At 57.1% G+C, this 19,622-nt stretch carries 18 protein-coding genes; 15 read left to right on the plus strand and 3 right to left on the minus strand.

Features of this window, described 5'->3' with window-relative positions; genetic code table 11:
- The 4 genes from fdhF to C7I36_RS16485 all read left to right on the plus strand — a co-directional run.
- A partial coding sequence (fdhF, locus tag C7I36_RS16470) for a formate dehydrogenase subunit alpha (protein WP_106454769.1) occupies positions 1–2,810 on the plus strand: 2,810 nt, incomplete at its 5' end.
- A 13-nt stretch (positions 2,811–2,823) separates the two neighbouring features.
- Complete coding sequence (fdhD, locus tag C7I36_RS16475) at positions 2,824–3,615, plus strand: formate dehydrogenase accessory sulfurtransferase FdhD (protein WP_106454770.1); 792 nt, start codon at positions 2,824–2,826, stop codon at positions 3,613–3,615.
- Between the two features lie 295 nt (positions 3,616–3,910).
- Positions 3,911–4,447 carry a type IV toxin-antitoxin system AbiEi family antitoxin gene (abiEi, locus tag C7I36_RS16480; RefSeq protein ID WP_106454771.1) on the plus strand — a complete coding sequence of 179 codons (537 nt, stop codon included), beginning with the start codon at positions 3,911–3,913 and terminating at the stop codon, positions 4,445–4,447.
- The gene (locus C7I36_RS16485) at positions 4,437–5,360 is read left to right on the plus strand and encodes a nucleotidyl transferase AbiEii/AbiGii toxin family protein (protein ID WP_106454772.1); all 924 of its coding nucleotides are present in this window, start codon (positions 4,437–4,439) and stop codon (positions 5,358–5,360) included. Before abiEi ends, C7I36_RS16485 begins: the two co-directional genes overlap by 11 nt.
- Before the next feature lie 214 nt (positions 5,361–5,574).
- On the opposite strand, the gene C7I36_RS16490 is transcribed toward C7I36_RS16485, so the two are convergent.
- Positions 5,575–7,260 carry a BCCT family transporter gene (locus C7I36_RS16490; RefSeq protein WP_245880151.1) on the minus strand — a complete coding sequence of 562 codons (1,686 nt, stop codon included), beginning with the start codon at positions 7,258–7,260 and terminating at the stop codon, positions 5,575–5,577.
- Between the two features lie 377 nt (positions 7,261–7,637).
- On the opposite strand from C7I36_RS16490, the gene C7I36_RS16495 reads away from it, so the two are divergent.
- The 8 genes from C7I36_RS16495 (at position 7,638) to C7I36_RS16530 (ending at position 14,407) form a co-directional block, all read left to right on the plus strand.
- A complete protein-coding gene (locus tag C7I36_RS16495; RefSeq protein ID WP_106454773.1) occupies positions 7,638–8,228 on the plus strand; it encodes an amino acid synthesis family protein in 591 nt (196 codons plus the stop codon).
- A 27-nt stretch (positions 8,229–8,255) separates the two neighbouring features.
- Entirely contained in the window at positions 8,256–9,086 is an 831-nt protein-coding gene (locus C7I36_RS16500; protein WP_106454774.1) for an alpha/beta fold hydrolase, read from the plus strand.
- Positions 9,083–10,564: an aldehyde dehydrogenase gene (locus C7I36_RS16505; RefSeq protein ID WP_106454775.1), complete on the plus strand. Its 1,482-nt coding sequence runs from the start codon at positions 9,083–9,085 to the stop codon at positions 10,562–10,564. The genes C7I36_RS16500 and C7I36_RS16505 overlap by 4 nt, the downstream gene beginning before the upstream one ends.
- A 14-nt stretch (positions 10,565–10,578) precedes the next feature.
- Positions 10,579–11,064: a flavin reductase family protein gene (locus C7I36_RS16510; RefSeq protein WP_106454776.1), complete on the plus strand. Its 486-nt coding sequence runs from the start codon at positions 10,579–10,581 to the stop codon at positions 11,062–11,064.
- Positions 11,065–11,158: 94 nt separating this feature from the next.
- Positions 11,159–12,598, plus strand: coding sequence for an NAD-dependent succinate-semialdehyde dehydrogenase (locus tag C7I36_RS16515; RefSeq protein WP_106454777.1), 1,440 nt, complete (start codon positions 11,159–11,161; stop codon positions 12,596–12,598).
- Positions 12,599–12,615: 17 nt separating this feature from the next.
- Positions 12,616–13,005 carry a carboxymuconolactone decarboxylase family protein gene (locus tag C7I36_RS16520; protein ID WP_106454778.1) on the plus strand — a complete coding sequence of 130 codons (390 nt, stop codon included), beginning with the start codon at positions 12,616–12,618 and terminating at the stop codon, positions 13,003–13,005.
- Between the two features lie 74 nt (positions 13,006–13,079).
- On the plus strand, positions 13,080–13,841 hold the full coding sequence (locus C7I36_RS16525; RefSeq protein WP_219899681.1) for a GntR family transcriptional regulator: 762 nt from the start codon (positions 13,080–13,082) through the stop codon (positions 13,839–13,841).
- 5 nt (positions 13,842–13,846) lie between these two features.
- On the plus strand, positions 13,847–14,407 hold the full coding sequence (locus C7I36_RS16530) for an NUDIX hydrolase (protein ID WP_106454779.1): 561 nt from the start codon (positions 13,847–13,849) through the stop codon (positions 14,405–14,407).
- 42 nt (positions 14,408–14,449) lie between these two features.
- Here the strand turns inward: C7I36_RS16530 and C7I36_RS16535 are convergent, their stop codons facing one another.
- The gene (locus C7I36_RS16535) at positions 14,450–14,737 is read right to left on the minus strand and encodes a DUF1330 domain-containing protein (protein ID WP_106454780.1); all 288 of its coding nucleotides are present in this window, start codon (positions 14,735–14,737) and stop codon (positions 14,450–14,452) included.
- Positions 14,738–14,818: 81 nt separating this feature from the next.
- Here C7I36_RS16535 and ribBA point away from each other — a divergent pair, with 81 nt between their 5' ends.
- Positions 14,819–15,928 (plus strand): bifunctional 3,4-dihydroxy-2-butanone-4-phosphate synthase/GTP cyclohydrolase II, encoded by a 1,110-nt coding sequence (gene ribBA / locus C7I36_RS16540; RefSeq protein ID WP_106454781.1) that lies wholly within the window; start codon positions 14,819–14,821, stop codon positions 15,926–15,928.
- A gap of 44 nt (positions 15,929–15,972) precedes the next feature.
- Here the strand turns inward: ribBA and C7I36_RS16545 are convergent, their stop codons facing one another.
- Complete coding sequence (locus C7I36_RS16545; protein WP_106454782.1) at positions 15,973–17,919, minus strand: methyl-accepting chemotaxis protein; 1,947 nt, start codon at positions 17,917–17,919, stop codon at positions 15,973–15,975.
- Between the two features lie 196 nt (positions 17,920–18,115).
- Here C7I36_RS16545 and C7I36_RS16550 point away from each other — a divergent pair, with 196 nt between their 5' ends.
- Positions 18,116–19,159, plus strand: coding sequence for an LLM class flavin-dependent oxidoreductase (locus tag C7I36_RS16550; RefSeq protein ID WP_106454783.1), 1,044 nt, complete (start codon positions 18,116–18,118; stop codon positions 19,157–19,159).
- A gap of 150 nt (positions 19,160–19,309) precedes the next feature.
- Positions 19,310–19,471, plus strand: a complete 162-nt coding sequence (locus tag C7I36_RS17490; RefSeq protein WP_181256423.1) for a hypothetical protein — start codon at positions 19,310–19,312, stop codon at positions 19,469–19,471.
- Positions 19,472–19,622 lie beyond the last annotated feature (151 nt).

Below are 19,622 nucleotides of genomic sequence, written 5' to 3' on the forward strand. Positions count from 1 at the left end.
CGGCCGTCGAGTCGGCCACCCTGGTCTCCCTGAACATCGATGGCGTCGAGGTGACCGTGCCCGAAGGCACCTCGGTGATGCGCGCCGCCGCCCTGGTGGACATCAACATCCCCAAACTGTGCGCCACTGACAGCCTGGAGTCCTTTGGTTCCTGCCGGTTGTGCACGGTCGAGATCGAAGGCCGGCGCGGCTTTCATGCCTCCTGCACCACGCCGGTGGCCGAGGGCATGGTGGTGCGCAGCCAGAGCCAGGCCCTGGCCAGGCTGCGCCGTAACATCATGGAGCTCTATATTTCCGATCACCCGCTCGACTGCCTGACCTGCCCGGCCAACGGCGACTGCGAGCTGCAGGACATGGCGGGTGCCGTGGGCCTGCGCGAGGTGCGCTACGGCTTTGCCGGCGAAAACCACCTGGCGTTGGGCAAGGACGAGTCCAACCCCTATTTCACCTTCGACGCCAGCAAGTGCATCCTCTGCTCCCGCTGCGTGCGCGCCTGCGGCGAGGTGCAGGGCACCTTCGCCCTCACCATCCAGGGGCGGGGCTTCGACTCCCAGGTATCCACCGGCAAGGGCACCGACTTCCTGGGCTCCGACTGCGTGTCCTGCGGCGCCTGCGTGCAGGCCTGCCCCACCGCCACCCTCACCGAGAAGTCGGTGATCGAGCAGGGCCAGCCCGAGCACAGCGTGGTGACCACCTGCGCCTACTGCGGTGTGGGCTGCTCCTTCAAGGCGGAGATGAAGGGCGACCAGCTGGTGCGCATGACTCCCTGGAAGGGCGGCCAGGCCAACCACGGCCACTCCTGCGTCAAGGGGCGCTTCGCCTTCGGCTACGCCACCCACAAGGACCGGCTGACCACGCCGATGATCCGCGACCATATCGACCAGCCCTGGCGTGAGGTGAGCTGGGACGAAGCCATCGGCTTCGCCGCCCGCAGGCTCAAGGAAGTGCAGGCCAGGCACGGTCGCCACAGCGTAGGCGGCATCACCTCGTCGCGCTGCACCAACGAGGAAACCTACCTGGTGCAGAAGCTGGTGCGGGCCGCGCTCGGCAACAACAACACCGACACCTGCGCCCGGGTGTGCCACAGCCCCACCGGCTACGGCCTCAAGATGACCCTGGGCGAGTCGGCGGGCACCCAGGACTTCGATTCGGTGCTCAAGGCGGACTGCATCCTGGTGATCGGCGCCAACCCTACCGACGCCCACCCGGTGTTCGGCTCCTTGCTGCGCAAGCGGCTGCGCCAGGGCGCCCGGCTGATCGTGGCGGATCCGCGCCATATCGACCTGCTCGACAGCCCCCATACCGGGGCGGCCATCCACCTGCCGATCCGCCCGGGCACCAACGTGGCGCTGGTCAACGCCCTGGCCCACGTGATCGTGACCGAAGGGCTGGAGGACCACGACTTTATCGCCGGACGCTGTGCCCCCGAGGAATACCAGGCCTGGCGCGACTTCATCCTGGAGCCGCGCCATGCCCCCGAGGCGGTGGCGGACATCATCGGCGTGCCCGCCCGACGTATCCGCGAAGCGGCCCTGCTTTACGGTGGTGCCGGCAACGGCGCCATCTACTACGGGCTGGGCGTCACCGAGCACAGCCAGGGCTCCACCACCGTCATGGGCATCGCCAACCTGGCCCTGGCCACCGGCAACATCGGCCGGCCCGGGGTGGGGGTGAACCCGCTGCGCGGCCAGAACAATGTACAGGGCTCCTGCGACATGGGCTCCTTCCCCCACGAACTGCCCGGCTACCAGCCGGTGACCGACGCCGCCGTGCGCGGCCGCTTCGAGGCCGCCTGGGGCGCGACCCTGGATCCCGAGCCGGGCCTGCGCATCCCGCGCATGTTCGACGCCGCCATCGAGGGCCGCTTCAAGGCCATGTATGTGCAGGGGGAGGACATCGCCCAGTCGGATCCCAACACCCAGCACGTGGAGGCGGCGCTGCGCGCCCTCGATTTGCTGATCGTGCAGGACATTTTCCTCAACGAGACTGCCAAGTTCGCCCACGTGATCCTGCCCGGCGCCAGCTTCCTCGAGAAGAACGGCACCTTCACCAACGCCGAGCGGCGCATCAACCGGGTGCGCAAGGTGATGACGCCGCTGGCGGGCAAGGAGGACTGGGAAGTGACCATGGATCTGGCCAACGCCCTGGGCTACCCCATGCACTACGATCACCCTTCCGAGATCATGGACGAGATCGCCGCCCTGACGCCGTCCTTCACCGGGGTCAGCTACGACAAGCTGGAGCGGCTCGGCAGCATCCAGTGGCCCTGCAACGCCGAGCACCCCGACGGAACCCCGGTGATGCACGAAGAGCAGTTCCCCATCGGCCGGGCGCGGATGGTGGTGACCGAGTTCATCCCCACCACCGAGCAGGTGAGTGAGCGCTACCCGCTGCTGCTGACCACGGGGCGGATCCTCAGCCAGTACAACGTGGGGGCCCAGACCCGGCGCACCGACAACAACGTGTGGCACGGCGAGGACGTACTGGAAATCCATCCCCACGACGCCGCCGCTCGTGGCATCGCGGACGGCCAGCCGGTGAGCATCGACAGCCGCACCGGGCGTACCGTGCTGCGGGCGCAGCACAGCACCCGGATGCAGCCGGGGGTGGTGTACACCACCTTCCACTTCCCGCACAGCGGGGCCAACGTGATCACCACCGACAACTCGGACTGGGCCACCAACTGCCCGGAATACAAGGTGACGGCGGTGCAGGTGACGGCCGAGGCGCCCCGGGCGCTGTCGGACTGGCAACAACGCTTCTACGACTTTACCCGGGAGCAATTGGCCTTTGCCCGGCATGGAGACTGAGGAGGACGAGCCCATGGCACAGCCCAAACCCAAGACCTCGGCTCCCGAACCCGGCCTGGTGGAAGCCAGGGTAGGCCGTCTCAGCGGCGGCCAGGGCCAGGACTGGGTGGCGGAAGAGGTGCCGGTGGCCCTGGTGTACAACGGCATCTCCCACGCGGTGATGATGGCAAGCCCCCTGGATCTGGAGGACTTTGCCCTGGGGTTCAGCCTGACCGAGGGCATCGTCGAGCGGCCGGGGCAGATCTACGGGGTGGAGGTCAACGCCGACCCCAAGGGTCTGCGGCTGGAGATAGAGCTGGCCGCCGAGTGTTTCTTCCGGCTCAAGGCCCGGCGGCGCAGCCTGAGTGGCCGCACCGGCTGCGGCCTGTGCGGCACCGAATCCCTGGCCGAGGCGGTGGCGCCGGTGTGCGCCGTCAGCCCGGGTCCGGTGCCGGCGCGGGCCGTCATCGACCGCGCCTTTGCCGAACTCCGCCACCGGCAGCCGCTCCATTACCAGAGCGGCGCCACCCATGCGGCGGCGGGGTTCGACGCAGAGGGAAACCTGCTGGCGGCGCGGGAAGACGTGGGCCGGCACAACGCGCTCGACAAGCTGGTGGGCGCCCTGGCGCGCGTCCAGGTCACACCGGCCTTCGTCATCGTCACCAGTCGGGCCAGCTATGAAATGGTGCACAAGTGCGCCGTGCTCGGCGCCGCCACCCTGGTGGCGGTGTCGGCCCCCACCTCGCTCGCCATCGACCAGGCCCGCGCCGCCGGGCTCAACCTTATCGGCTTCGCCCGCCAGGGCGACGGCGTTATCTATACCTGACCGGGACATGCCGTGATGGGGCGCGGGCGGCCCGCCCGCTATGGGGTGGCACGACGTTGAAGCGAGGCGCCTGAGACATTCCTAATCCCATCCTTTCGTTTTAACCCTATGTTTTCGCGTGGCAGGAAACTACTAACAGCGGCTGCCGGACTTCTGCACATCCAGCGAGTCAGTGAAGTATTAAGTATTCAGGTAAATTACTTATAGGTGGTATTTGCGTCCACTTGATGTGCTGGTTATTATATGGACTTAAATAACATTAATATATGTTTTATCTGTACACTTGAGACCTTGCATGCATCAAAGCACCGCCATACAACGCCTCGCCGTCCTGGATCAGCAAGGCCGCTATGTGTTTACCAGCCGGGATCTTGGCAAGCTGTTTCCGGAGGATGGGGAGCGCGCCTTCCAGGCCAGCCTGCAGCGACTGGTCAAGCATGGGGTGTTGACTCGGGCAACCAAGGGGATCTATGTCTTCACCCTGTCTCGGCACAAGGGGCTGCACACCCTGGAACTGATTGCCAAGGCTATGCGCCGGGGAGAGTACAACTATGTGAGTCTGGAATCGGCGCTGTCCGAATATGGTGTTATCTCGCAAATTCCCATCGATCGCCTGACGGTGATGAGCACAGGCCGCAAAGGCGAGTACAAGACTCCCTTCGGGGTGATAGAGTTCACCCACACCAAGAGGCCGGTAAGGGATCTGCTTGAGCATCTCCATCAGGTAGGCCGGCCACTGCGTCTGGCAAGCAAGCAGGTCGCTTATCGTGATCTTAAACGGGTCGGAAGAAACACCCATCTGGTCGACGAAGAGGCTCTCAATGAAGATTGAACCGGAAGATTTCATCGCCCTGGTCGACAGGGCGATGCAGAACGCTGCTGTATCCCATATGAGACCAGTCATCGAAAAGGAATTGCTGCATTATGACATCCTGTTCTGCCTCGACCGGGAAGGACTGCTGGATCAACTGGTATTTCAGGGGGGAACCTCGCTGCGCCTTTGTCATGGTGGCAGCCGCTTTAGCGAAGATCTGGATTTCGCCGGCGGTAGGGATTTTTCGAGCCATCATCTGACGGACATGAAGCAATGTATAGAGGACTATATCGGCGCCCGATACGGGCTGGAGGTCAGCGTAAGGGAGCCGGGATCGCTCCGGCAGGATCCCAAATACGCCGAGTTGAGGGTAGACAAGTGGCAGGTTGCCATTGTCACTGCTCCCGAACGCAAAGGCGTGCCCAAGCAGCGGATCAAGATCGAGGTGGCCGGCGTCCCGGCCTATACCAGGACGCCGTTGCCACTGCGCAACAACTACGATTTTCTGCCCGATGGTTATGAAGACACCCTCATTTACACCGAGACCCTGAGCGAAGTGATGGCCGACAAGCTGGTTGCCTTGCCGGCGACACAGAAGTACGTGCGTCATCGCGATCTCTGGGACTTAACCTGGCTGCTGCAACAAGGGGCCAGCCTCGATGCGGATTTGGTTGCCAACAAGCTTGCCGACTATCGGATCACGAACTTCGAGCCATTGCTGGAGCAACGGATCCAGTCGCTGCCCGGCATTGTAGCCAGTTCCTCCTTTACCGATGAAATGCGGCGTTTTTTGCCAGCCGATGTGTTCGAACGGACATTGGCCAAGGAAAAGTTCACCAGCTACCTCGTTAACACGCTGCAGGGATTGCTCGGAGGCTTGCGCGAGCAGCTTTATGGCCATCGGACGCAGGGGCCGGAATTCGTGATGTAAAGGTGTTGCCGGTGCGATGTTCATCGCGTGGCAGGCAACGCCGAGCCTCGGCGACCTGCGGTAATGAACAAGCGGTTTGTGTCCCGTTGCCTCAGGCTCGACCTGAGTGGCTTCCCCATAATGGAGGCGGGTACGGGATAGCTGGGGGCGGTTGGGAGGCTTTACTGGGGAAGGCCAGAGGAGCCCATTAACATGGACCCCTGTGACCTTGTTTTTATTTTATCTGCTGGCCTGTTGCATGCGTTGAAATAATGGGCTTGCTGATTTTTCCAGCTTCCGCTTCAGCATGGCAGTTGGTCAACGCCAAGTGGCCTTCCTCACGATGGAACGCTTTCGCCAGACAGTAACAGATAACAAGCAACACGAGCGAGAATGGCAATGCCGCCGCTATGGTTGCCGCCTGTAACCCCTGTAGTCCACCGGCAAGCAGCAGTACGGCTGCCAGGGCACCAAGACCAAGGCCCCAGATCACGCGGTAACGTTTGGGTGGACTTTCGTCTCCGGAAGAGAGGATTGTACAGATAACCAAGGTCGCCGAGTCGGCCGAGGTCACAAACCAGCTGACGATCATCAGTGTCGCCAATGCCGCCATCGGCAGCGTTGCCCAATGAATGTTCAGGCTCTCGATGGTTTTATAGAGCACCATGGTCAAGTCCTGATTGGCGACACTGGCTAAATCCGAGCCGTGGAGCTGCATGTAGACTCCGGTGCCACCCATGATCACAATCCACAAGAAGGCGCCGAGGGTTGAGGCCAGCATGCCCCCAATGACAACCTGGCGAACAGTCCGGCCGCGAGAGATCCGGGCGATGAACATGCCGACGAACGGGCCCCAGGACAGCCACCAGCCCCAGTAAAAGATGGTCCACCAGCCTTGCCATTGCCGGCTCTGGTCCGCGTCGGTCCACAATCCCATCGGGATGAAGTTGGCCAGGTAATCGCCGATGCTTGTGGCGTAGAGGCCGAGTAGGAAAACCGTCGGTCCTGCCAAGAGCAGGAACAGGAACAGAATGCTGCTCAGACGGATATTCCATTCGCTCAGCCAGAGAATGCCTTTACGGACGCCGGATACCGCCGAAAGCGTTGCCACAACGGAAGTGACAGCAATCAGCAATACCTGGTTGGTAGTGGAAATTTCCCAGCCGAAAATGTAGTTCAATCCGGCATTCATCTGGGATACACCGAGTCCCAGCGTCGTAGCGGTTCCGAACAGGGTACTGAAAATGGCCAGGAGATCCACTGCATGCCCTATGGGTCCATGGATCCGTTTTCCGAGAATGGGGTACAGTGCGGATCGGATTGTGAGAGGCAATCCGTGCCGGTAGGTAAAATAGGCGAGCGCCAGACCCATCAGGATATAGATACTCCAGCCATGGAGTCCCCAATGGAGCATGGTGATGCGCAGCGCGATTTGAGCCGATTCGGAGCTGTTCGTTTCGACACCTGCCATCTCCATGAATGGATTGCCTTGCATGTGCATGAGCGGTTCCGCGATGCTCCAGAAAAGCAATCCGGTACCAACAGCGGCACTGAACAGCATTGAAAACCAGGAAAAATTACTGAACTCGGGCTGCTCGTCATCCTTGCCCAGCTTGAGGTTGCCATAACGGCTCAAGCCAACCCAGAAGGTGAAGAACAGTACGGCGCCGACTACCGCCACGTAGTACCAACCGAGAGATCCTTCAATCCACGCTTTGGTGCCTGAATAAATCTCGTTGGCCAGTTCGGCATTGGTTACCGTGAAAAGTACGAAAACAAACACCATAGCGACCGAGGCTATGGCCATGGTTGGATTGACGCCCGCAAGCATAGGCTCCAGGCGCTTCATAAGACGGTCACTCACTGTCATCTCCTTGTCCTTATTTCCTCGAACCAACGGGCTGTAACCTGTTGCAGCCATACCCAATTGATTCCTTTTGAAAGTCACTCGGGCGGCATAGCAAGGCCGAGTGTGATTCCTGAACTCCCTGATATGCCCTCCGACCCGCTGGTGTAGGAGAGATAATCAGCCTGTAATATGGTATACCATCATATCGTTTAATCTTTCAATGCCCAATTTTTTAACATTGAGTCATGTGTCACATATAACGGTGCAGGGGGGCCGGGAACGAAGAGGGAGAAGGCGAGCTTGCCGAGGCTGGGGAGCCTGTGTGGAGTGGTCCGGGACAAGGAGCCGCATACGGATGCAAATTGATGCTTGACTTGCGTACTCTGTATTATGGTATACCATATAGCAGTCCGGGTTACCGGCACTACATCCCAGAAAGGAGCATCATCATGAGTTTTGAAATTCGAAAGATAGTGACTTATAGCGAGGAAACCCGTATCGAAGGTGGCAAGGCTACGGACCGGCCGGTGACCATGGTGGGTCTGGCCGTGGTTATCAAGAATCCTTGGCTAGGGCGTGGTTTTGTTGAAGATCTGAAGCCTGAAATCAAGGCCAATTGCTCTGATTTGGGCGCCCTGATGGTCGAGCGTCTGGTTTCGGCTATTGGTGGGGCGGGCAGAATCGAAGCTTACGGCAAGGCTGCGATCGTGGGGGCCGATGGTGAAATCGAGCATGCTTCGGCGGTGATCCATACTCTGCGTTTTGGCAACCACTACCGCCAGGCGGTCGATGCCAAATCCTATCTTTCTTTTACCAACAAACGCGGTGGTCCCGGTACTTCTATCCAGATCCCGATGATGCACAAGGATGACGAGGGGTTGCGCTCGCACTACATCACTTTGGAAATGCAGATCGAGGACGCTCCTCGCGCCGACGAAATTGTTGTGGTGCTGGGCGCCGCTGATGGTGGCCGCCTGCATCCGAGGATCGGCAATCGTTACATCGATCTGGAAGAACTCGCTAGCGAGCAGTCGCAATAACCACCACAGTCCGGGGAATCAGCAAAGATGCGGCTAACAGCTAAATACACACCCGCAGGCACCAGTTACCTGGCGAGTGGTCAAGGTCACCCCGTTGTTCTTATCCACGGCGTCGGCCTCAATAAGGAGATGTGGGGAGGGCAGATCGTCGGTTTGTCTTCCCGGTACCGGGTTATTGCCTATGACATGCTTGGCCATGGTGATAGCCCACTTCCTCATTCTGAAGGTGGACTCCAGGCCTATGCCCGGCAATTGCGAGAGTTGCTTGATCACTTGGAAATCGACAGCGCGACCATTGTCGGGTTTTCCATGGGGGGGCTGGTGGCTCGCGCCTATGCGTTGACTCACCCGGAAGGGCTGAACAGCCTAGTGATCTTAAACAGTGTTTTCAATCGTACCGATGAGCAGCGGGCTGGAGTTATAGCTCGGACCATCCAAGTTGCGGAGTCGGGTCCGGGAGCCAATGCGGACGAGGCTCTGGCCCGTTGGTTCAGCCACGAATATCGTGCCGCGAATCCGGCCCAGATCGATGCTATCCGGAAGACCCTCGCGACCAATGATCCGGAGGGATACCTCACTACTTACGGATTGTTTGCGACCCAGGACATGTATCGTGTTGATGAACTCGGAAGCATCCGAGTGCCGGCCTTGATCGCTACCGGCGAGCTGGATCCGGGTTCCACTCCGGACATGGCGCGTGCACTGGCCGAACGCATTCCCGGTGCTGAGTGTGCCGTGTTGCCTGAGCAGCGGCATATGATGCCCGTCGAATCTCCCCGCATGGTCAACCAACTGCTGCTCGATTTCCTTTGCAGGGTTCACGGCTCCAGTCACAAAGAAGAGAGGGTAGCAATATGACGCTGGAACGCTTCCAAATGTGTATCGATGGTGAATGGGTCGATGCGCACTCCGGGAAAGTATTTGAAAGTTTTAATCCGGCACTGGCCGAGCCCTGGGCGATATTGCCCGATGCCGATGAAGAGGATGTCGATCGTGCCGTCCAGGCGGCCCAGCGTGCGTTCGGAAACCCGTCATGGCGCAGTCTGACCGCGACCGGACGTGGAAAGCTGTTACGGCGTCTCGGTGACCTGCTTGCCGAGAACAAGGAGCGGCTGGCCCAGTTGGAAAGCCGTGACAACGGTAAATTAATCCGCGAGACCCGTGGTCAACTCGGTTATCTCCCTGAGTTTTTTTATTACACCGCAGGGCTGGCAGATAAGCTGGAGGGAGGGACACTTCCCATCGACAAGCCGGACATGTTTGCCTACACCGTTCATGAGCCGTTGGGGGTAGTGGCCGGCATTATTCCGTGGAACAGCCCTCTGTATCTGACGGCAATCAAATTGGCACCAGCCCTGGCAGCCGGCAACACTATTGTTCTTAAGCCCTCTGAACATGCGTCGGCAACCATATTGGAGTTGGCAAGGCTGGCCTTGCAAGCCGGTTTCCCTCCCGGGGTGGTGAATGTCGTCACCGGCTATGGTCCGGGCACCGGTGCTGCCCTGACTCGCCATCCCCTGGTACGTAAAATTGCGTTTACAGGGGGGGCGGCAACAGCACGGCATGTTGTACGCAGCAGTGCGGATAACTTTGCCAAGCTGTCTCTTGAGCTGGGTGGAAAGTCTCCCAACATCATCTTCGCCGACGCGGATCTGGACAGTGCCGTCAATGGGGTTGTCGCCGGTATTTATGCCGCCTCTGGGCAAAGCTGTGTGGCCGGCTCGCGCTTGCTGATACAGGACGACATCTACGACGAATTCGTCGAACGCCTGGTACAGCGTGCCAAGCGCATTTGCATCGGCAATCCGCAGGATGACAGCAGTGAAATGGGGCCGATGGCCACAGCCCAGCAGCTTGCAGTTGTCGAGGGACTGGTGGCGGAGGCAGTGTCTGAAGGTGCCCGTCTGCTTTGCGGGGGAAAACGTCCCCGGACGGATACCAAAGGCTGGTATTTCGAGCCTACGTTATTCGAATGTGATAGCAGCTCGATGAAGATCATGCAGGAAGAGGTGTTTGGTCCGGTAGCATCGGTGATACGTTTCAAGACTGAAGCAGAAGCATTGGCAATAGCCAATGACTCGCAATTTGGTCTGGCGGCCGGTATCTGGACCCGGGATCTGGGGCGGGCGCACCGTATAGCCCGTGATGTCCGTTCCGGTATCGTCTGGGTTAATACCTACCGTGCCGTTTCCGCCATGGCGCCGATAGGTGGTTTTGGCAACAGTGGTTATGGTCGGGAAAGTGGAATTGACTCCGTGCTGGCTTATACCGAGCTAAAGACGGTCTGGATTAATTTGTCGCAGCAACCAATTTCAGACCCTTTTGTCATGCGTTGAATGGAGTAACGAAGATGATTGATGCCAATGTATTCAAAGAGGTGATGGGCTCTTTTCCTTCCGGTGTCACCGTGGTTACCACACTGGATGCCGACGGTGACATTGTCGGAATAACCGCCAGCGCATTCAGTTCTTTATCTCTGGACCCTGCGCTGGTTTTGTTTTGTCCCAACTATTCATCGGATACCTATCCGATACTGCGTGATAGCAAAAGATTTGCTATTCATCTGTTAAGCTCGGGGCAGCAAACAGAAGCCTATGCCTTCGCTAAAAAGGGAAAAGATAAAGCGGTAGGTATTGATTGGTATTTAAGTGATCTGGGTAACCCAATACTGGATCGTGCTGTCGCGGTGATAGAGTGTGAGCTCTGGCGAGAATATGAGGGGGGTGATCATGCCATCATTGTGGGAGAAGTGAAAAATCTCATTCTATCTAGGGATGACGTCGCTCCGATGCTTTATCATCGTGGGAGATTGAGTTCGGTTCCGGCCGTCGTCTGATATTAATACGCAGCATCATGCTAAACTCGTAAAAAGAGTTTAAACGTAAGCTGCGTTGCAATCAGGAATAGTGTTTTAGAGTAAGGGCGTTTATATGAATCAATTGTTTCGCCGGCAAGCCTATATTGATGGCCAGTGGCTGGATGCTTTTAGTGGGAAAACGAATCCTGTTGTCAACCCGGCCAATGGGGAGACTATTGGTTATGTTCCCGATATGGGGGCAGCGGAAGCCCGTATGGCCATTGATGCCGCCAACCGGGCCTGGCCTGCCTGGCGTAACCGTACCGGCAAGGAGCGCAGTGAACTGCTCAAGTGCTGGCATGCACTGCTCCTGGAGCAGGCAGATGCCCTGGCCGAAATCCTTACCCTGGAGCAGGGGAAACCACTGGCCGAGGCCAAGGGAGAAATTCTTTATGCAGCCAGCTTTATCGAGTGGTTTGCCGAAGAAGCCAAGAGAATATACGGCGACACCATTCCCAGTCACAAGGCTGACGCCAGAATCGTCGTGACCAAACAACCGATTGGCGTCGCCGCCGCCATTACTCCCTGGAATTTTCCTGCGGCTATGATTACCCGCAAGGTAGGGCCCGCGCTAGCCGCGGGTTGCCCTTGCATTATCAAGCCCGCTCCAGAGACCCCCCTTACGGCGTTGGCCATGGCCGACCTTGCCGGGCAAGCGGGGATACCTGCCGGTATCATAAATGTGGTGACCGGCGACGCCATTGCGATCGGTGGTGAGTTAACCGCCAGCGCGGATGTGCGCAAGTTGTCTTTCACCGGCTCCACCCCCGTCGGCAAGCTGCTGATGGCACAGTGTGCCGAAACCCTCAAGAAAGTATCGCTGGAGCTTGGCGGTAATGCACCTTTCATTGTGTTCGACGACGCGGATCTGGAACGAGCAGTGGAGGGAGCGCTCATCGCCAAGTATCGCAATGCCGGGCAGACCTGCGTTTGTGTCAATCGCTTCCTGGTGCAAAGCGGTATTCATGACGCCTTCGTGGCCCGTTTGGCCGAACGGGTTGCTGAACTGACGGTCGGTGACGGCTTCGGCGACGGTGTCAAAATTGGACCGCTGATCAATGAACGGGCGGTCAGCAAGGTCGAAGAGCACGTGCGGGATGCCCTTGCGCTGGGGGCCAGGCTGGTCTGCGGAGGTGAGCGCCACCCGTTGGGACATGGCTTTTTTCCGCCGACCGTGCTGACGGGAGCGACGCCGGACATGAAAGTGGCCCATGAGGAAACTTTTGGTCCCCTGGCTGCGGTCTTCCGCTTCGAGACCGAGGAGCAGGCCGTCAGCCTGGCCAATGATACAGAGTACGGATTGGCCGCCTACTGTTATACCCGTGATCTGGGACGCGCCTGGCGTATGACCGAAGCGTTGGAATATGGCATGGTGGGCGTCAACGAAGGGTTGATTTCAACCGAAGTCGCTCCATTCGGGGGTGTCAAGGCATCGGGGCTGGGGCGCGAAGGCTCAAAGTACGGTATCGAAGACTACCTGGAAATCAAGTACGCACTGATGGGGGGGCTTTAAGCCGCCGAGGATATGCCATGACTAATGACAAGTATGCCAAAGGATTGGAGATCCGCACCCGGGTTCTGGGTGAGGTATACGTGAACAACTCGATCCGGAATGCCGATGAGTTCAGTCTTCCGTTGCAGGAAATGGTCACCGAGTATTGTTGGGGACATATTTGGGGTCGAGAGGGTTTGTTGCTCAAAGAGCGCAGCATGATAAACTTGGCTATGATCGCAGCGCTGAACCGGCCTCATGAGCTGAAGTTGCACATCCATGGAGCACTGCGCAACGGCTTGAGCCGTGAGCAGATCCGCGAAGTCCTGCTGCAGGTCGGCATCTACTGCGGGATCCCGGCAGCCATCGACAGCTTTCGTATTGCCCGTGAGGTTTTCGAAGAAGCGGACATTGAAAAGCAGAACTAGCCACCAGACGCCAGTGGAGTTACTTCGGATCGCCTTGAGGTAACTTCCCTGTACTTGAAATAGCACCAACCTGAATGGACACCATGAAACGCCAGCCACTAGATGATAGCTTCAAGATAAATCGCACCCCCGTCACCCTGCGCGAAATCGTACTTGATAAATTGCGTAGCGCCATCATGAACTTTCAATTATTACCGGGGGACCGGCTGGTAGAGCGGGATCTGTGCGAACGCCTGGGTGTGAGTCGCACTTCCGTGCGCGAAGCCCTGCGCCATCTGGAGTCGGAGGGGCTGGTTGAATTCGATGGTGGAAAGGGTCCCCGTGTCGCGATCATTACGCTGGAGGATGCCCGAGATATCTATGAACTCCGCTGTGTCCTCGAGGGCTTGATAGTGCAGTTGTTCACCTTGAACTCCGAGCCCGGGGATATCCTCGCTCTGGAACGGGCCCTGGAGAAAAACCGCAAGGTGCTTGAGAGTGGTGATCTCCAGGAGGTGCTGGAGTCGGTTCAGGGATTTTATGACGTTTTAATGGAAGGTGCGGGCAACCGGATCGCCGCTGTGCAGCTACGGCAGTTGCAGGCCAGGATAAGTTATCTGCGTGCGACGACGGTTTCGCAGGTCAATCGGCGAGCAACCAGCAATCAGGAAATGGAGCGTATCGTCGCCGCCATCCGAAGTGGCGACCCCATCGCTGCCCACCAGGCATCGGTTGATCATGTGCGGGCCGCGGCCAAAGTGGCGCTTGATTATCTGAAGTCCCAGGGGGATGAGGACGACACATCAAGAGAGGTGGTGGCACCGATCTTCCAGAAAGATCCACGTGTGAAGGAGTAACCCGCATGGTTCCTCGTTTCTGCTCTCAGTGTGGTGCCGGTGACCTGTACCGAGGCTGGCCGGCTGGAGATACCCACGAGCGGCTGATGTGCCGTGAATGTGGTCATATATATTATGAAAATCCCAAGGTTATCACCGGCTGCATTGTAGAGCAGGAAGGGAAATACCTGCTGTGTCAACGAGCCATTCCTCCCAACGCCGGAGCCTGGGTGTTGCCTGCGGGATTTCTGGAAAACGGAGAAACGACGGAACAGGCTGCCTTGCGAGAGGTTTGGGAAGAAAGCGGGGTGCGTGCCGAGATCATCTCGCCCTATTCGATTTTCAGCGTGCCGATGATCAACGAGGTGTACATTATCTTCCGTGCCGTGGTGCTGGAGATCACCGGACAGCATGGCCCGGAAACTGCGGCTTGCCGGTTTTTCAGCGCGGACGAGATCCCCTGGGACGGCATCTGCTATCCGGCGATACGCCAGATCCTCGAGCGCTACATCACGGAACGCCAGGCCGGCGTGTTCGGTATTTATGTCGGTAATGACGATACCGGCATGGTGCACTTTATCAAGTAAGCGACACTTCAGGGAGCCGAGACAGGCTGGGCTCCCTCATGCCTAAACTCCTTCAACAATGATCACTTCGGCCTGCGCAACACCTTCACGATACGCTTTGGCTCTTTGGTATTCTTCCGAGTGGTAACAGGCCATTGCCTGTGTGTAGGAGTCGAATTCGATCACCACGCTGCGCTGCGGCGTGTCCCTCCCTTCCAAGGCCCTGGTCTCCCCACCACGAGCCAAGATCCTGCCACCGTATTTTGCAAATGCAGCCGGCGCGAGACTTGTATATTCGCGGTACTTGTCCGAGTCTGTCACATCGACGTGAGCAATCCAGTACGCTTTCATATCCATCTTCCTGAGTTTACGATAACACGGTGTTATGGTATACCATCCAGTCTGCGAAATATCCAGACTAGGAGCAGCTGTATGTCATTTGATCGCATTGAAGAGATTATTGAAGACTTTCGCCAGGGCAAGATGGTGCTACTGGTTGACGACGAGGATCGTGAAAACGAAGGGGATCTGCTGTTGGCCGCCGAAAAATGCACCACGGAGGATATCAACTTCATGGCCCGCGAAGCACGCGGGCTGATTTGCCTGACATTGACAGAAGAACACTGCCGGCGACTTGATCTCCAACCGATGGTGCCACATAACGGCAGCCCGTTTGCTACCGCCTTTACCGTATCGATAGAAGCTGCTCGGGGTGTAACTACCGGCATTTCGGCCGCTGATCGTGCGCACACCATCCTGACCGCCGTTGCGCCGGATGCACGTGCAGAAGATTTGGTGCAGCCTGGGCATATTTTTCCCTTGCGCTCCCGTGAGGGCGGGGTACTGACCCGCGCCGGCCATACCGAAGCCGGTTGTGATTTGGCGCGCCTGGCCGGACTGACACCCGCTGCGGTCATCGTCGAGGTCATGAACGAGGACGGCACCATGGCTCGTCGTCCCGAGCTGGAAGCGTTCGCCAAGCAGCACGGCATCAAGATTGGCACCATTGCCGATCTGATCCACTATCGACTCAGTACCGAACATACTGTCACTCGCATTGGAGAACGCGAATTGCCTACGGTTCATGGTACTTTTCGTTTGGTGACTTATGAGGACCGTATAGAGGGGGGTGTCCATCTGGCGATGGTCATGGGGGAGATCCAGCGTGAGCAGCCGACACTGACCCGGGTACATGTGATCGATCCACTGCGTGATTTAGTCGGAGCAGAATATACAGGCCCCAAAAACTGGACTTTGTGGGCCGCGTTGCAAAAGGTTGCTGAAGTTGGGCATGGAGTGGTCGTAGTCTTGGCTAATAACGAGTCCTCTCAGGCCCTACTTGAGCGGGTGCCGCAGCTTACCCAGCCTCGACGGCCATATAACCGTTCTCACTCTCGTATTTATTCGGAAGTTGGGACTGGGGCTCAGATTCTCCAAGACCTGGGTGTAGGCAAGTTGCGCCACCTGGGGCCGCCCCTGAAATACGCCGGCTTAACCGGTTATGATCTGGAAGTAATTGAAAGCATTCCTTTTGATGAATAAAATCGGAAAGTAAGGGCTGGATGGCAGCCCTTACTTGTCCACATTCAAATCTTGAAGCGTTTTACCTGGCTATTCAGTATTTCAGATAGATTGGTAATGGTTTGAGCATCGCTTTTGGTTGACTCGGCCAGTTCAGCGACCTGCTGTGCATCTTGATGAATAAGACCGATATGTCGATTGATATCTGTGGCTACCTGGTGCTGCTCTTCTGAAGCTGTCGCAATCTGGGTATTCATATCACGGATCAGGTCTACAGCTTCACGAATTCGCTCAAAGCTGCTTCGCGCTTCACTAATCGAAACCACTGTCTGCTGGGAGACATCAAGGCTGCCGTGCATTTGCCTTGCAGTCTCTTGGGTACGCAGAGCCAATCGGCTCAGGAGCCCCTCTATTTCCACAGTAGAGTTAGCCGTTCTCTTGGCCAGGGAGCGCACCTCATCGGCTACCACAGCAAATCCACGTCCTTGTTCTCCTGCACGGGCTGCTTCTATGGCAGCGTTGAGTGCTAGCAGGTTGGTTTGTTCGGCGATGGCATTAATGGTGCCAAGAATCGACTGGATTGAGTTACTGTCCTGTTCAAGTTGCTGCATAGCTTGGGCGGCTTGCTCGATCTCTAGGCATAGCCGCCTAACACTTTCTACCGAAGCGACCATCAACTCTTGTCCTGCATGGGCCTGGTTTTGGCCATCGTCAGCCGCCGTGGCAGCTTGGCTGCTGGAGCGTGCGACTTCATTAGTGGTCATGACCATCTCATGGAAAGCGGTTGAAACCATATCTACCGCTTCCCGCTGGCGTCCTGCAACGTCGGCCAGTTTCTGTGACACTTCGATAGTGCAGCCGGAGCTGTTATGGATTTGACCGGAGGCGTTAGCGATATGCTGAATAAGGTTTCGAATGGAATCCAAAAATTGGTTAAACCAGCCGGCCAGTTGGGCTGTTTCGTCACTTCCTTTCACTGTCAATCTAGCGGTAAGGTCTCCCTCTCCCAAGGCGATATTTTCCAGTCCGCTTGTCACCGTCTGGATTGGTTTTGTGATCAGAATAGCGGACAATATGCCGAGCATAGCGGAGCCCAATGCGGCTATGGCTGTAACCAGTGAGATGACCCAGGTTAGCCGAGTCGATCCAGCCATCACTTCTTGCTCCTGGATCAGGCCAATGAATTGCCAGCCCAAACTGTCGGAGGTATACACATTGGCCATATAGCGCTCTCCGCCCAGCTCAACTTCCAGTGCCCCGTCACCGGCGGAGGCTAGACTAGCGTAGCTGTCTCCCAGATTGGTCAATTGCTTGAAGTTATTATCCGGATTACTGGGATCGACCAGGATGGTGCCGTTACGTTCAATCAGCATCAGGTAACCGCTCTCGCCAAGCTTGACCCCCTGAATAATGTCGGTGAGTTGCTGAAGGGATACATCAATGTTCACCACCCCACCTTGATTACCGAGGTGATTGGCAAAACTACGTACCGTACTAACCAGTACTACGTCATCATCGGCCCAGTAGTAGGCGTCAGTACGCAAAACCTTATCTGGATTAGCCATTGCGTGCTGATACCACGGGCGGTTCCGGGGATCATAATTGCTCAACGTAGGATCCCCTGGCCAGAACACATACCCTCCCTCTTTGGTTCCGAGTGAGACATATGCATAGTTTGGATGACTGGAAGCCAGTCTATCGAACAGCTCGAAAAGAGCCTTTTCTTGGGTACCTTCTGGCTGGAGTGCGGTTTCTGCGGTGAGATAGCGTTTGAGCTGGCCATCGATACCTTTTAGTAGGGGATGCGCTGCCAAAAAATTGACATTATTTTCTATCCCTCCGAAAAACAGCTGCATCCCCTTTTCCACCTGGCGGATCTCTCGCCCGCTCTGATCTATGAATCCTGCTGTTGCTGCTTCCCGCAGGTTCAACACCACCAGCAATGCAACCAGCATGACGGGTAAACTGGCCATGATGATGAACATTAGAACTAGCTTATGTTTGATGCGCATAGCACTTTTCCTTCCTGGATGTGATATTAAGGTTAAAGCTCTTTTAAGATATTCCGTATTATGGTATACCATAATCCGTACTGTGCTGCATGTGGTAAAAGGGCATGTTTACTTGGATTCGCCTCTTGTCAGTGCAGTTACATTTGAGCAATGTGGCCAAGCCAGGCCATCCATTCACAGGCTTGAGGACAGAATTATGAAATTTTCACTATTCGTTCACATGGAACGTTACGATGAGGAAGTAAGCCATCGAGAGCTTTTTGAAAACCTTTCTGAACTGACGCTGATGGCTGAAGCCGGTGGCTTCTCCACTGTCTGGATAGGCGAGCACCATTCTATGGATTACACCATTTCGCCCAGTCCTATGCCTCTGCTTGCTTACCTTGCTGCCTGTACCAGTACGATCCGTCTCGGTGCTGGCACCATCATTGCGCCGTTTTGGCACCCGATCCGTGTTGCTGGCGAATGCGCCTTGCTAGATGTGATTAGCAACGGTCGTATGGAAGTCGGCCTTGCCCGGGGAGCCTATCAATACGAGTTTGATCGTTTGGCTAATGGCATGCCTGCAAACGAAGGTGGTCAGCACTTACGTGAGATGGTACCTGCTGTTAAAGCCCTGTGGCAGGGGGACTATGCTCATGATGGTGCGATTTGGAAGTTTCCCATGTCTACTTCGTCTCCTCGTCCGCTACAGCAGCCTTATCCTCCAATTTGGATCGCGGCACGGGACCCGGATTCGCACAATTTTGCAGTCAAAAATGGCTGCAATGTGATGGTTACTCCGCTGATGAAGGGGGATGAAGAGGTCGTCGACCTGAAGCACAAGTTTGATACGGCAGTGGCTAACAATCCTGAGGTGTCGCGTCCACAGCTGATGGTGTTACGTCATACCTTTGTTCACAGCCCTGAAGACAAGGAAGGTTGGAAAGTTGGTGCAGCGGGCATTTCACGCTTCTATCGGACTTTTGATGCTTGGTTTGGCAACAAACAGACTCCTGTCAACGGTATCCTGCCGCCTAGCCCTGAAGAAAAGTTCAAGGAGCGACCTGAGTTTGAGCTGGAGAACATCCGGAAAAATACAATGATTGGTACTCCTGAAGAGATTATTGCCCGTATTCGCCATTACCAAGAGTTGGGAGTGGATGAGTTCAGTTTCTGGACCGATAACAGCCTGTCTCATGAGGAGAAAAAGCGGTCTTTGGAACTGTTCATAAAGCACGTAGTACCGGCATTTCAATGATGAGTGATAGCGCTGACTCTTTAGTCACAAGTCCGACAGTCTGATTTTACGTAGCGAAGCGGCGACAGGACCATCTCCACCGACACGCTGCGGGACGTAACACTCGTCGTTTCAGCCTGTTGCGAACATTCACATAACCACTTCAACTGGATGTTCGAGCAGGCTGAAACGGCTCGTCACGGCAATACCTCCGGTGCAAGGCGCTTCGCGCCCCCTAACTCTCTGGATCAGGCGGTGCAGGGCTACGCCGATTTCGACGGCGGCGTGGCCAAGAAATTCGTGATAGACCCCCACGGCATGGTCGCGGCCTGAGCCTGTTACGATGCAGCACAGAGGCCACAGGGTCACCTCCGCCGACACGCTGCAAGCACATCCATGTGGCGCTCGGCACATGCCATCCCTGGCATGTGACGGTCGGTGGAGGCAATCCCTGTTGCCTCTTTCTAAGCACCGACGCCGCCTG

Source organism: Zobellella taiwanensis (assembly GCF_003012795.1).
Lineage (GTDB): Bacteria > Pseudomonadota > Gammaproteobacteria > Enterobacterales > Aeromonadaceae > Oceanimonas > Oceanimonas taiwanensis.

What these genes read in the sequence shown, in the direction of transcription:
- C7I36_RS16490 (WP_245880151.1), bottom strand. Translation starts at nt 7,260, where the DNA reads ATGGCTGCAACAGGTTACAGCCCGTTGGTTCGAGGAAATAAGGACAAG.
- ribBA (WP_106454781.1), top strand. Translation starts at nt 14,819, where the DNA reads ATGTCATTTGATCGCATTGAAGAGATTATTGAAGACTTTCGCCAGGGC.
- C7I36_RS16500 (WP_106454774.1), top strand. Translation starts at nt 8,256, where the DNA reads ATGCGGCTAACAGCTAAATACACACCCGCAGGCACCAGTTACCTGGCG.
- C7I36_RS16530 (WP_106454779.1), top strand. Translation starts at nt 13,847, where the DNA reads ATGGTTCCTCGTTTCTGCTCTCAGTGTGGTGCCGGTGACCTGTACCGA.
- C7I36_RS16525 (WP_219899681.1), top strand. Translation starts at nt 13,080, where the DNA reads ATGGACACCATGAAACGCCAGCCACTAGATGATAGCTTCAAGATAAAT.
- C7I36_RS16550 (WP_106454783.1), top strand. Translation starts at nt 18,116, where the DNA reads ATGAAATTTTCACTATTCGTTCACATGGAACGTTACGATGAGGAAGTA.
- C7I36_RS16515 (WP_106454777.1), top strand. Translation starts at nt 11,159, where the DNA reads ATGAATCAATTGTTTCGCCGGCAAGCCTATATTGATGGCCAGTGGCTG.
- abiEi (WP_106454771.1), top strand. Translation starts at nt 3,911, where the DNA reads ATGCATCAAAGCACCGCCATACAACGCCTCGCCGTCCTGGATCAGCAA.
- C7I36_RS16545 (WP_106454782.1), bottom strand. Translation starts at nt 17,919, where the DNA reads ATGCGCATCAAACATAAGCTAGTTCTAATGTTCATCATCATGGCCAGT.
- fdhD (WP_106454770.1), top strand. Translation starts at nt 2,824, where the DNA reads ATGGCACAGCCCAAACCCAAGACCTCGGCTCCCGAACCCGGCCTGGTG.
- C7I36_RS16495 (WP_106454773.1), top strand. Translation starts at nt 7,638, where the DNA reads ATGAGTTTTGAAATTCGAAAGATAGTGACTTATAGCGAGGAAACCCGT.
- C7I36_RS16505 (WP_106454775.1), top strand. Translation starts at nt 9,083, where the DNA reads ATGACGCTGGAACGCTTCCAAATGTGTATCGATGGTGAATGGGTCGAT.
- C7I36_RS17490 (WP_181256423.1), top strand. Translation starts at nt 19,310, where the DNA reads ATGTTCGAGCAGGCTGAAACGGCTCGTCACGGCAATACCTCCGGTGCA.
- C7I36_RS16535 (WP_106454780.1), bottom strand. Translation starts at nt 14,737, where the DNA reads ATGAAAGCGTACTGGATTGCTCACGTCGATGTGACAGACTCGGACAAG.
- C7I36_RS16520 (WP_106454778.1), top strand. Translation starts at nt 12,616, where the DNA reads ATGACTAATGACAAGTATGCCAAAGGATTGGAGATCCGCACCCGGGTT.
- C7I36_RS16510 (WP_106454776.1), top strand. Translation starts at nt 10,579, where the DNA reads ATGATTGATGCCAATGTATTCAAAGAGGTGATGGGCTCTTTTCCTTCC.
- C7I36_RS16485 (WP_106454772.1), top strand. Translation starts at nt 4,437, where the DNA reads ATGAAGATTGAACCGGAAGATTTCATCGCCCTGGTCGACAGGGCGATG.